This window comes from Mesorhizobium sp. ZC-5 (genome assembly GCF_025753855.1).
GTDB lineage: Bacteria > Pseudomonadota > Alphaproteobacteria > Rhizobiales > Rhizobiaceae > Neomesorhizobium.
This window is the reverse complement of sequence record NZ_JAOWPT010000015.1, coordinates 63,069-75,309: the sequence shown is the minus strand read 5'-3', so window position 1 is coordinate 75,309 and position 12,241 is coordinate 63,069. Positions and strand designations below refer to the sequence as shown.

The following is a 12,241-nucleotide window of genomic DNA, read 5'->3' as shown; positions in this document are numbered from 1 at the left end:
CTGCTGTGCGTCACTCGCCCGATACAGACAGCCCCGCGAGAAGCGGCGCGTACGCGGCGAGCCTGCGGGATATGAACTCGGTGAAGAGCCGCACGCGCTTCGTCTTGCGTGTCTCCCCCTGCGTCAGAAGCCAGAGCGTTCCATGCATGTGCAGGTCGGTGCCCGGCACCCTCACCAGGAGGGGGTCGGCATCTCCGACGAAGCACGACAGTGTCGTCATCCCGAGCCCTTGCCGTACCGCTGCGATCTGCGCCTCGCCGTCCGTGGTCCTGAACGGAACCCCCGTTGTACGAACCTCACCCTCGCGGGCCCAGTCCGGGATGCCATGAATGCTTATGACGATCCACCGGACGGGATCAGGCGCACCCGCACGCCACGCGGCCAGTCGATCGCGGGACATGTAGACGCCGCCGAACAGCTCCGGTCCCTTCAGTCCGTGAAGATTGAGCGGCAGTGTTTTGCGATCGTAAACGACGCGGATCGCCACGTCGGCCTCTCGGTTGGTCAGATTTGCCAGCTCGCCGGACGACAAGATTTCCATCTCGATTTCCGGATGCTGACGCGCAAACTCGGCGAAGTCGGGCATGAGCAAATGCGTCGCGAGGGTCGGCGCCAGTGTCACCCGCAAGGGTCCGCGTACGCCCTGGTCGCGCCCGAAGATTCGCGTCTCCAGCCGGTTCGACGACGCCTCCATCTGCTCCGCGAACTCGAGGACCTCCTCGCCCGCAGCCGTCAGGCGGTAGCCCGAGGGTAGCTTTTCGAACATCTGCGCCCCGAGGCGTTCCTCGAGTTGAGCGATCCGCCGCAGCACGGTCGAGTGGTTCACTCCGAGGCGCTCGGCGGCGGAGCGGACCGAGCCACCACGCGCGACGGCAAGAAAGTAACGAACGTCATCCCAGTCGATCATGGTGCAATCCCGCACCATGGGGTGCGCCTTTCAAAGCCCGTATCTAGCACATCGAACAGCAGTACGGGCGGTCATCCATAGCCTATGTCGACGAGCGCCGCCCAGTTCCGAACGGCGGACACCGATCGTCGCGGCAGGCGCCAGTCGTCCGGCCGGATCGATTTCGCACCACCGATGTGCGCGCTTCCGCACTGAACACCTGACGCCCGCGGACCCATTTCGAGGTCCTCGGAGGCAGATGCTGTCCCGACACCACGAAAAGGAGAAGTCATGGGAAAGCTAGAAGGTAAGGTTGCAGTCATCACAGGCGGCGCCACCGGCATCGGTCTCGCCGCAGCAAAGCGCTTCATCGAAGAGGGCGCCTTCGTCTTCATCTTCGGTCGCCGCCAGGAAGCGCTCGATGCCGCTGTGGCCGAACTCGGGCCCAATGCCCGCGCGGTGAAGGGCTCGGTCTCCGATCTCGACGACCTCGACCGACTCTACGCGGCGGTGAAGGCCAAGCACGGAACCCTCGACATCGTCTTCGCCAATGCCGGGACGGGGAGCTTGCTTCCGCTCGGCGAGATCACCGCCGAGCACATTGACGAAACCTTCGACACCAATGTGAAGGGTACGATCTTCACAGTCCAGAAGGCGCTGCCGCTGATGGGCCAGGGCGGTTCGATCATCCTGACCGGATCGAGCGCCGGCACCACGGGCGCGCCGGCATTCGGCACCTACAGCGCGAGCAAGGCGGCAGTGCGCAACCTCGCGCGGACCTGGGCGGAGGACCTGAAAGGCACCGGCATCCGGGTAAACGTGCTGTCGCCCGGACCGACGGCGACGGAACTCGCGAAGGAAGCAGTGGGCGAGGAGGGCATGAAGGTCTTCGCCTCGATGAATCCGCTCCAGCGCATGGCTGATCCGGCGGAGATCGGAGCGGTGGCCGCCTTTCTCGCGTCACCGGACAGCAGCTTCATGACCGCCAGCGAAGTCGCCGTCGACGGCGGCCTGGCGCAACTCTGACGGCCAACGCCCGGCCGGTTACTCCAGTAACCCGATCAAGCACACATCCAGGAAGAAAATCAGATGGAACGACCTCTTAAAGGAAAAACTGCTCTCGTTACCGGGGCATCGCGGGGCATTGGCCGCGCCATCGCCGAACGTCTTGCAAAGGATGGAGCGACGGTCGCGCTGACCTACAACGCCAGCAAATCCGGCGCAGACGAGGTGGTCGCGGCTATCGAGAAAGCTGGAGGCGCTGCGTTCGCGATCCACGCGGACCTCGTCGATCCGGCGACCGTCCCGACCTTGTTCGAGAGACTCGGCGACGAGTTCACCAAGCGCAACGGAAGCAAGTCCCTCGACATTCTGGTCAACAACGCCGGCAATTCTGGCTTTGTTGGCTTTAAAGACGCGACGCCGGACAGTTGGGACACCCTGATCGCGGTCTACGCCCGCGCGCCCTTCTTCATCGTTCAGGCCGCTCTGGATCGTCTCGCCGACGGCGGACGCATCATCAACATCTCTTCCGCCGCCGCCACGAAGCCCGTGACAGCCGCGCCCATTTACTCGATGGCCAAAGCGGCCATCAACAACCTGACCCATGCGCTCGCATCCGAACTGGGGCCGCGCGGAATTACCGCGAACGCCGTCGCGCCGGGCTACACGCGAACGGACGCGAACGCCGTCTTCCGGGAGAATCCCGAACTCGTAAAGGCGGTCGAGGCCGAAATCGCACTGGGGCGCTTTGGCGAGCCTTCGGAAATTGCCGCCGTCGTGGCGTTCCTGGCTTCTGATCAAGGCCACTGGGTGACCGGCCAGACGATTGAGGCGAGCGGCGGCTACAAACTCTGACCGCGCGAAAAACCAAGGAGAATATCATGAGCTACGCAATCATCGGCTTCGGCAAAATAGGCCAAGCTCTTGCCAAGGCCTTTGCCCGTAAGAACATCGAGGTGGCCATCGCGAGCCGCCGGCCGCCCGAGGCGTTGGCGCCGCAGGCTCGGGCGATCGGACCCAAGGTCGTCGCCAAGTCGCTGCGCGATGCACTCGAGGCCGACACGATCATCCTAGCGGTCCCGTTCGGGGAGCATCGCGAGGTTGCGAAGGCCCTCCCGAACTGGAAAGGCAAGACGGTCATCGACGCGATGAACGCGTTGATTCCCCTTGAGGAGATGGACGGCCTCCTGTCCTCCGCCTTCGTCGCGAAGGCGTTCACCGGCGCGAAATTCGTCAAAGGGTTCAATCACCTGATTGCGGCCACGCTTGCTGCCGATCCGATCGTCGAGGGCGGCCACCGGGTCGTCTTTCTGTCTGGTGACGACGAGGACGCGATCGCTCCCGTGGCGACCTTGGCCAAACAACTCGGGTTCGCACCCGTCAGGCTGGGAAAGCTCAACGAGGGTGGCGCGCTGGTGCACGCGCGCGGTCGCACCTGGGGTCAGTTGATCTTCCAGGATTTGTTCAAGAAGGAGCAGTAGCGGATTTACGGTCCACTGTCAGAGCTGGTGCTTGCCTGGCGCCAAAAAAGAAGAAGGGCGCGGCCAAAGCCGCGCCCTTCTAAAACGATTGGCTCCGGTTACTTCGAGACGAAGCAGTTGCCGCCGGCCGCCTTGTAGCTTTCGCAGAGCGAGATGGCATCGTTGCGTGAGCCGGCAGGCACGCGGACCCGCCAGAAGGTGCCCTTGCCCGCGATCTCGGCCTTGACGATGTTGACGCCCTTGTCGCCGATCACGCTGCCGTAGCGGCGGGAGAGATCCTGGTAGCTCGACTGGGCGGCGGCTTCGCTCGGCTGCGAGGCGATCTGCACCGACCAGGCGCCGGCCGCGGCCGCACCGCTGGCTGCAGCGACCTGCTGCGGCTTCACTTCGCCGACGACATCCACCGGCTGGTCGGCCGGACGCGACGGGGCGACCGGGCCGGAAGCCGGCATGCCGGACTGGGCAGCCGGAGCGGCCGCGGCAGGTGCCGGGGTTGCGGGCGCGGCGGCCGAAGGCGTCAGCGATCCGGTCGATTCCGGGGCAATCGGGTCGCTCAGGCTCGTTGCCGGATCATCCGGCTCGAGCGCCGAAGCCGTGGTTTCCTCGGCCTGCTGCGGCTGGGGCGCCGGCTCCTCGCTCGGAACCAGCGTGCCGTCGGAGCGGACCACCATGGTGCGCACCTTGCGTGGCGTGACCGCCAGAGTTTCGCTGTTGGTGGCAGGCTCTTCAGCGGACGGGGCGACGCGATCTTCGCCTTTCGGCGCCGCAGCGATCTCGGCGGCGACCGGATCGTTCGCCATCGCCTCGTCGTCGGCCATCAGCGGCGCATCCTCGGCAAGATCCTCGCCGTCTTCGTTCGCTGGCTGCGGAGTGACGACACGCGGTTCGGCGCGGGCGGCCATGTCGACCGGCTCTTCCATGCCCGAGATCAGCTTCTCCTGGGTCGGAGCACCCGTCGTGTCCTTGCCGTTCATGGTCTGGAAGACCTTGTTGTCCTGGTTCGGCACGCTGGTGCCGCCCGGGTTTTCAGGCCTGACCTTGACCGGATCGGTGTCGGCGCGGACAAGCGCCGGCGTACCCGAACCGTTGCCGCCGGACAGCGCATAAGCACCGATGCCGCCGATCAGCACGACGCCGCCGACGATCGCGGCGATCATCAGGTTGCGGCGGTTGCCCGACGAACGGCCTTCGGCAACGTCCTGATAGGCCGCGATCGACATGTCCTCGTTGAGCTCCGGGTCGTAGGCGAGATCGTCGTCGTCGGCCACGGCCTGATACTGGCCGGACGCCTGGCTGCCCGGCAAAGCAGTGTTGTCGAAATCGCCATAGCGTTCGTCGGCATAGTTGTCGGCCGTGGCCGGCCGCGTCGCGGCGTAGGCGGCTGCCGCTGTCGCCGCGGCTGCACTGTCATAGTAGTTCGGCTGCGCGGCTGGCTGCTGATATTGCGCATAGTCGTGCTGATAGGTGTCGCGCGCAGCTTCGCGGACCGGTTCCGGTGCCGGCTGCGCCGACATGGGCGGCGACTGGTGGAACGCGCTCGCCAGTTCGGCTTCGAAATCGTCGAAGTCGGCGGCAAGCGGCTGGTCGTCCTCAAAGGCGATATCCGGAATGTCGAGATCGTCGGCCAGCGCAACGGCCTTCTCCGGCACGTCCATGGTGTCGATGTCCGGGGCGGCCGCGGGCGTACGGGCGGCGCCGGTGTAGGAATGGTTCTGGTACTGATACTCGGTGGTCGGCACTGCTGGGCTCTCGCTCGCTGTGGGAGCATTGCTCCGCGATGGATCCTGATGGTTCATGCTGGCCGGCGCAAAGCTTGCCGGCGGCGCAAAGTTTGTCGGCGGTGCGACCGGGTGCGTCTCGCGCACCATGGCGGCAAGCATCGCAAAAGGATCTTCTTCTTCCTCGGCGGCGCGCGGTTCCGGCGCCTTCGGGGCCGGAACTGGCACGAACGGGGCTTTCGCCACGACCGGCCGGGCTATTTCAACCGGGGCAGCCTGAACTTCGGCTGCCGGGGCCGCTGGCTCGGGCGCATGAACCTGTGCTTCGGCGGCGTGTGCGGGCTCATCGTCCAGGACCAGGTCATCGAGGGCGAGATCAAGGTCGCCATCCAGTTCGGCAAGCTCGGCCTGGAGTTCCTGCTCGACGACGAATTCGCTCAATGGATCGATTTCGTCATCGTCGGAAGCCGCCTCCAGATGCGGCTCCTGCTCGGACGAGGCATAGGCAGGCGCGTCATATTCCGGCTGGTCGTAGCCGCCCTGCCCGGCTTCGCCTTCATCGTCCGCCATGGCCGGCACATCGGCCTGTGGCCCGGAGTAAAGAACCGGAGCTTCCGGCTCGAAATCCTGCTGCTCAATAGCCGCTTCGTCGTACTGCTGCGCGGAGAGCACTTCGCTTTCATGGGCCTCGGCGACCATCGGCAAGGGATCGTCGCCGTCGACCGACCAGTCGTCGTCGAGCGACACCAACGGCTCGTCGGCGGTTTCCTCATCCGCGAAGGCCGTCTCCTGTTCTGCAACGGAAGGCTGGACAATCAGCGGCGCGGCGACCTGCGTCGCAACCGACGTGCTCTTGCCGAGCAGCGCGCTCAGTTCGGCCTCGAGGTCGTAATCATCGTCATGCTCGACGGGCTGTGCGGCGCCGGCATCGAGCGTTTGCGCCAGCTCCTTGTCGAGTTCGGCGTCGAAATCGATATCGACCGGCGCGAAGTTATCGTCGGCACTGGCGAAATCACGCGCGGCGCCGAGCGGGATCAGCGGCACGTCGCCATCGTCCTCGGATTCCTGGCTTTGCGCGACAGGCCCAGCCTCCGGTTCGGAGACTTCAAGCTCGGCTTCAAGTTCCGTTTCGGCGGCAAATTCGGGCTCGAATACCGGCTCCGGCGCGGCGGCGACAGGCTCCGCAATGACTTCCGCCGCCAGGTGATCGTCGAAATGCGCGGCAAAGGTGTCGTCGGGCTGGTCCACCAGGACCGGCTCTTCGGCGGTTTCGGCCGCCTGGACGAAGTCCTCAGCAACCTCCAGTTCGCCGAGCGGCGCCTGGTCTTCGAGACTGTCGACGGCTTCGGCAACCGCAACGGGTTGCACGGCCACCATTTCGGGCTCCTCCGCCACCATTTCGTCGACGAAGGCTGTTTCAAACTCTTCGGCCAGCGCTTCCTGGGCGACAATTTCATCTTCTTCGGCGGGCGCTTCCTGCGCGATAACCTCACCAGTGACGGCGGCGTCATCCACAGCTTCGACAGTGTCGTCCGCCGGAATTTCGCCGGCAAAGCCGGTTGCAACGGTTTCAGCGGCAACTGATTCGTCAGCCGCATCGTCCGCGAACGCGGCATGAAGCTCGTCGGCCAGCGCCTTGTCGGCGGCAGCGACAAGCGCCGGGTCGTGCTCCTGGGCAACAAGGTCGGCGTCGAAGACGAAATCGAAATCTTCGGTCAGCGTATCGTCGGCCGCCGCTTCGGGCGCCGGCTGCGATACGGCCGCCGGCTTTGGCGCCGCCTGGGCCGCCTCCTGAACCGTCGCTTGAACATCTTCGTCCAAGCCAGCGAACTCGCCCATCAATTCCTTTTCGAGATCGAGCGAGAGATCGACCTCTTCCGCATGCAACGCGGCGAGTTTTTCAACCGCGGCCGGCTTTCTCGGCGCGACGGGCTCGCGTGGGTCGAACCCCATGATGCGCGTCAGTTCAGCGAACGGATCGTCATCGGAAATATGGGAATCAACGGCTTTTTTCAGCTGGTTTCTGTCTGCCATGGTCTTTTCCGCACTCACACTCAGTCGGACGCCGGCGACGTCACTTGGGGTTGGCCCTACCAGCGCAATGTGGGGAAATGGTGACAGGAAACCCGCGGTTTTCCTAGCGCATTTCAATCGGCGCATCGGCACCGACAAGCGCCAGGCCGGACGTCAAGACATCCGAAACGGCCTGCACCAGCCCTAGTCTGGCAAGGGTCAATTGTGGGTCGTTAACCTTAACAAAACGTAAGTCGACATTTTCGGTGCCGCGATTCCAGTGCGCGTGGAAAGTACTGGCCAGATCGTAGAGGTAAAATGCCAGCCGGTGCGGCTCGTGCGCGAGCGCCGCGCTCTCGATAAGGCGCGGATACTCGGCGAGTTTCTTGATCAGCGCGATCTCGCCCTCGTCCGTCAGCCGGTGAGCCTCGGCCTTCAGCGAAGCGCGGTCGAACGGCAGGTCGCCGAGCTGCTCCCTCGCCTGCCGGAACACCGAATGCGTCCGCGCCGAGGCGTACTGGACGTAGAAGACAGGGTTGTCCTTCGACTGCTCCGTCACCTTGGCGAAGTCAAAGTCGAGCGAGGCGTCGTTCTTGCGGTAGAGCATCATGAAGCGGATCGCGTCGCGGCCGACCTCCTCGACCACGTCGCGCAACGTGACGAACTCGCCCGCCCGCTTCGACATGCGGACCGGCTCGCCGTCGCGGTAGAGTTTTACGAGCTGGCAGATCAGGATGGTGAGCGAAGCCGAACCGCCCGACACCGCCTTGGCCAGCGCCTCCATGCGCTTGACGTAGCCGCTGTGGTCGGCGCCGAGCACGAAGATCAGGTCGTCGAAGCCGCGGTCGAGCTTGTCCTTGATGTAGGCGACGTCGGCGGCGAAATAGGTGTAGCTGCCGTCGGACTTGACCAGCGGGCGGTCTATATCGTCGCCGACATCGGTGGAGCGGAACAGGGTCTGCTCGCGGTCCTCCCAGTCGTCGTTCTTCTCGCCCTTGGGCGGCGGCAGCTTGCCCTTGTAGACATGGCCCTTCATGGTCAGGTCGGTGATCGCCGAGCGGATCGCCCTGGCGTTGTCGGCGTGCAGCTTGCGCTCGGAGAAGAACACCTCCTGTGTCACGTCGAGCAGCGCCAGATCCTCGCGGATCATCGTCATCATGGCGTCGATGGTGCGGTCGGCAATCAGCGACAGCGCCTCGTCTTCCGGCTTCTGCAGCAGGTTGCGGCCATATTCCTGCGCCAGCGCCTGGCCGACGGGGACGAGGTAGTCGCCGGGATAGAGGCCGGACGGGATCTCGCCGATGTTGTCGCCGAGCGCCTCGCGGTAGCGCAGGAACACCGACTGCGCCAGCACGCCGATCTGCACGCCGGCATCGTTGATGTAATATTCCTTGGTCACGTCGTGGCCGGCGAAGGCCAATATGTTGGCCAATGCGTCGCCAACGACGGCGCCGCGGCAATGGCCGACATGCAGCGGGCCGGTCGGATTGGCGGAAACATATTCGACGTTGACCTTGCGGCCGTTGCCGATGGTCGAGCGGCCGTAATCGGTGCCGGCATCGAGCATGCCGGCGAGCTGCGCCTGCCAGAAACCGTCGGCGAGGCGCAGATTGACGAAGCCCGGGCCGGCGACATCGACCGATGCGACATCGGCGTCGTTCTTCAGTTCCGCCGCGATGCGTTCGGCAAGCGCGCGCGGGTTCTCGCCGACCTGCTTGGCCAGCACCATCGCGGCATTGATCGCCAGATCGCCGTGCGAGGCGTCGCGCGGCGGCTCGACGGCGATACGCGACAGATCGAGCGCACCGCCATCTTTGGCTTGCAGATCAAGCGTTTGGACGATTTTTTTGATCCGCTCATTGAAATCGGCGAAAATATTCATCATCAAGGCCCAGAAAATTTCGGAATGTACCGGGCGAAAGGCCCGGAAAACTGGGCTCGGCCTAACTCAAATCGGGCGTGTGGTCAAACAAGCGCCGGTGTTCCTTGAGCGCATAGGTGTCCGTCATGCCGGCGAGGAAGTCGGCGACATGGCGCGCCTTGATGCGATCCTCGGCGCGGCCGAGGATTTCGCGCCAGCCTTCCGGCATGACCGCGGGGTCGGCGAAATAGGCGTCGAAGAGGTCGCGCACCACCTGTTCGGCGTCGGCGCGCACCCGCATCACCTCGTCGGCGCGGTAGAGGTTCTTGTAGAGAAACGCCTTCAGCGTCTTCTCCGCCGCCGCCATCTCCGGCGAGAACGTCACCATGGTACGGCCGGCACCATGCACGTCGGCAACGCTTTGCGGGTCGATCGCGGCGATGTTCTGTGCGGCGGTGGCGATGACGTCCTCGACCATGTAGGTAATCTGCCGGCGCATCAGCTCGTGGCCGGTCCGGACCGGGTCGAGCGCCGGGTAACGCTCGCGCACACCCTTCAGGATTTCACCCGACAGCGGCACGTCCTCCAGCATCTCCAGCGTCAGCAGCCCTGCCCTGAGACCGTCGTCGATATCGTGGGTGTTGTAGGCGATGTCGTCGGCGATCGCAGCGCACTGCGCCTCCAGGCTGGCGAAACGGTCGAGCTCGAGGTCGTGCAGCATCGAATAGTCGATGATGGTCTTCGGCACCGGGCCCTTCAGCGCCTTGCCCCTGGCGTCGGTCAGCGGGCCGTTGTGCTTGACCAGACCTTCCAGCGTCTCCCAGGTGAGGTTCAGGCCGTCGAACTCGGCGTAGCGGCGCTCGAGCCTGGTCACCACGCGCAGCGACTGGGCGTTGTGGTCGAAGCCGCCCCACGCCGCCATCTTGTCGTTGAGCGCATCCTCGCCGGTGTGGCCGAACGGCGTGTGGCCGAAATCGTGGACCAGCGCCACGGCCTCGGCCAGATCCTCGTCGCAGCGGAGCGCGCGCGCCAGAGCGCGGGCAATCTGCGCCACCTCGATGGTGTGGGTAAGCCTGGTCCGGTAATGGTCGCCCTCGTGGGCGACGAAGACCTGCGTCTTGTGCTTCAGCCGGCGGAACGCGGTTGAATGGATGATGCGGTCGCGGTCGCGCTGGAACGGCGTGCGGGTCGGGCTCTCGACCTCGTCGGTGAAACGCCCGCGCGAGGCCGCCGGATCGCAGGCATAGGGCGCGCGCGGCCGGTAGCCGAAGCCGATATCGCCAAGCTTTGCCGATTCCATCCGCCAATGCCGCCGGTTGACTTGCCCCTCGCCCGTTCATACCTATGGTACAGAGACGAAAGCAAGGTGACGCCGATGGGCGCGGATGCCAAGACCGCCATGAAAGTCGACATGACCGATGCCGCAGCGATGCGCATCGCAAAGATCGTTGCCGGCGAACCGGGCAAGACGGCCCTGCGCGTTTCCGTCGAAGGCGGCGGCTGCTCCGGCTTTTCCTACAAGTTCGACCTAGTCGACACCCGCAACGACGACGACGTCGCCATCGAAAAGGACGACGCCACCGTGCTGATCGACGATCTGTCGCTGATCTACATGGGCGGCTCGGTGATCGACTTTGTCGACGACCTGATGGGCCAGTCGTTCCAGATCAGGAACCCGAACGCGGTTGCCTCCTGCGGCTGCGGGACGAGCTTTTCCGTCTGATTCTTTTTCCACTTACCTGATTTGAAGCGGCGCCTGGTGCCGCTTTTGCTGTCGCAAGGCCTGGACGTCGCTGCACGACACTTCGGCCGGCATCGAAACATCACCCCGCGGTGGCGCGCTAGACACTGCGCATCGAAACGCCACGGGGATGCGCCGCGATGCCTGCCAAGACCAACCAGACGACTGAACTTGCGCTGCTTGTCGCGTTGGCGAGCCTGTGGGGTGCCTCCTACACCTTCATCAAGATCGGGGTCGAAACCATACCGCCCATAACCCTGATCGCGGTGCGCACGCTGATCGCCGGGATTCTTCTACTGGCGGTGCTGCGCTGGCGCGGGCTGAAACTGCCGCTCGATGCCGCGACCTGGGGAAAATTCCTGTTCCAGGCGTGCCTGAACAGTGCCATTCCCTTCACGCTGATCGCCTGGGCCGAACGTTCGATCGATGCCGGGCTGGCCGCGATCCTCAACTCGATGACGCCGATCTTCGCCTTCCTGCTGACCGTACTGATCACCCGGCACGAATCCGTAACGGCGCGAAAGCTGTTCGGCGTGACGGCGGGGCTGGCCGGCGTCTGCCTGATCATCGGCATGCAGGCGCTGGACGGCCTCGGCGCGCAATTGTGGGCGCAGCTCGCCGTCATCGCGGCGACAATCTGCTACGCCGGCGCGGCGATCTTCGGCAAGAGCTTCAAGGGCCTCGACCCGATGATGCCGGCGGCGGGTTCGCTGATATGCGGCGCCGTCATCCTCATTCCGCTGAGCCTCGTCATCGACCGGCCATGGACGCTCAGCCCGTCCCTGGACTCCATGCTGGCGCTCGCGGCGCTTTCGGTGTTCTCGACGGCGCTCGCCTTTGCCATCTATTTCCGGCTGATCCACACGCTGGGTTCGGTCGGCGCCACTGCACAGGCCTATCTCAGGGTGCCGGTCGGCGTGGCGATCGGCGTCGTCTTCCTCGGCGAGACGGTGACCACCACCGCCGGCATCGGGCTGGTCAGCGTCATCGCCGGGGTGGTTGCCATGACGATGCCAAGCAGGAAGCGAGTGGCATTATTGAATTAATCCGATGCCATCTGGCAATTGGGGCCTACCCACTTGTTGGCCGAGGTATCAAGTTCATTGTCCATGTCAGCGGCGGAGCATACGGGATAGCGATCATCGCCCTGCCGAGCCATACTAAGGGACTTATACTGGCGAACGACTGTATCGTGATCGGGGGGCAGTTGGCCCTGCTGCCGCAATGAAAGCTTCATCAAACAGTTGGCGAAAGCATCCGTGCCCTCTTCAAAGCCAAAGCCGGCACACTGCGCCTTGTTTTCGGCAGTTTGCGTTTGACCGGCATTCCCGTTGCCTGTCGTGCAGCCCATCAAAAACCCAACGAGCACCAAGAAAGGCATGAAGACCAAAACACGCATTCCGTGTTTCCTCCGTCTATTTCGACTACTACAACGGGAGGTATGGCTGCAAAGGCCATGCTTTGCAATTCACGCTGCTCCATGCGTTAAGAGGCCAGCACGGATTACCTGGGTTTGAGCAATCCGTGCTGGCGTCAATC

The 12,241-nt window shown here is 64.3% G+C and carries 10 protein-coding genes; 5 read left to right on the top strand and 5 right to left on the bottom strand.

What is annotated here, in order from left to right; genetic code table 11:
- Window positions 1-10: 10 nt before the first annotated feature.
- Window positions 11-907 carry a LysR family transcriptional regulator gene (locus OHD58_RS26790; RefSeq protein ID WP_263806684.1) on the bottom strand — a complete coding sequence of 299 codons (897 nt, stop codon included), beginning with the start codon at window positions 905-907 and terminating at the stop codon, window positions 11-13.
- A gap of 270 nt (window positions 908-1,177) precedes the next feature.
- On the opposite strand from OHD58_RS26790, the gene OHD58_RS26785 reads away from it, so the two are divergent.
- From OHD58_RS26785 to OHD58_RS26775, 3 genes are all read left to right on the top strand, one after another.
- Window positions 1,178-1,912 (top strand): SDR family NAD(P)-dependent oxidoreductase, encoded by a 735-nt coding sequence (locus OHD58_RS26785; RefSeq protein WP_263806683.1) that lies wholly within the window; start codon window positions 1,178-1,180, stop codon window positions 1,910-1,912.
- A 63-nt stretch (window positions 1,913-1,975) separates the two neighbouring features.
- Complete coding sequence (locus tag OHD58_RS26780) at window positions 1,976-2,743, top strand: SDR family NAD(P)-dependent oxidoreductase (protein ID WP_263806682.1); 768 nt, start codon at window positions 1,976-1,978, stop codon at window positions 2,741-2,743.
- Between the two features lie 26 nt (window positions 2,744-2,769).
- Entirely contained in the window at window positions 2,770-3,369 is a 600-nt protein-coding gene (locus tag OHD58_RS26775) for an NADPH-dependent F420 reductase (protein WP_318528298.1), read from the top strand.
- A 98-nt stretch (window positions 3,370-3,467) separates the two neighbouring features.
- Here the strand turns inward: OHD58_RS26775 and OHD58_RS26770 are convergent, their stop codons facing one another.
- From OHD58_RS26770 to OHD58_RS26760, 3 genes are all read right to left on the bottom strand, one after another.
- The gene (locus OHD58_RS26770) at window positions 3,468-7,121 is read right to left on the bottom strand and encodes an SPOR domain-containing protein (protein WP_263806681.1); all 3,654 of its coding nucleotides are present in this window, start codon (window positions 7,119-7,121) and stop codon (window positions 3,468-3,470) included.
- A 103-nt stretch (window positions 7,122-7,224) separates the two neighbouring features.
- Window positions 7,225-8,982, bottom strand: coding sequence for an arginine--tRNA ligase (gene argS / locus OHD58_RS26765; protein WP_263806680.1), 1,758 nt, complete (start codon window positions 8,980-8,982; stop codon window positions 7,225-7,227).
- Window positions 8,983-9,043: 61 nt separating this feature from the next.
- Window positions 9,044-10,261, bottom strand: coding sequence for a deoxyguanosinetriphosphate triphosphohydrolase (locus OHD58_RS26760; protein ID WP_263806679.1), 1,218 nt, complete (start codon window positions 10,259-10,261; stop codon window positions 9,044-9,046).
- 75 nt (window positions 10,262-10,336) lie between these two features.
- Here OHD58_RS26760 and erpA point away from each other — a divergent pair, with 75 nt between their 5' ends.
- A complete protein-coding gene (erpA, locus tag OHD58_RS26755) occupies window positions 10,337-10,684 on the top strand; it encodes an iron-sulfur cluster insertion protein ErpA (RefSeq protein ID WP_263806678.1) in 348 nt (115 codons plus the stop codon).
- A gap of 158 nt (window positions 10,685-10,842) precedes the next feature.
- Complete coding sequence (locus tag OHD58_RS26750; protein WP_263806677.1) at window positions 10,843-11,748, top strand: DMT family transporter; 906 nt, start codon at window positions 10,843-10,845, stop codon at window positions 11,746-11,748.
- Here OHD58_RS26750 and OHD58_RS26745 read toward each other — a convergent pair.
- Window positions 11,745-12,101 (bottom strand): hypothetical protein, encoded by a 357-nt coding sequence (locus tag OHD58_RS26745; RefSeq protein WP_263806676.1) that lies wholly within the window; start codon window positions 12,099-12,101, stop codon window positions 11,745-11,747. The genes OHD58_RS26750 and OHD58_RS26745 overlap by 4 nt on opposite strands.
- Window positions 12,102-12,241: the final 140 nt, after the last annotated feature.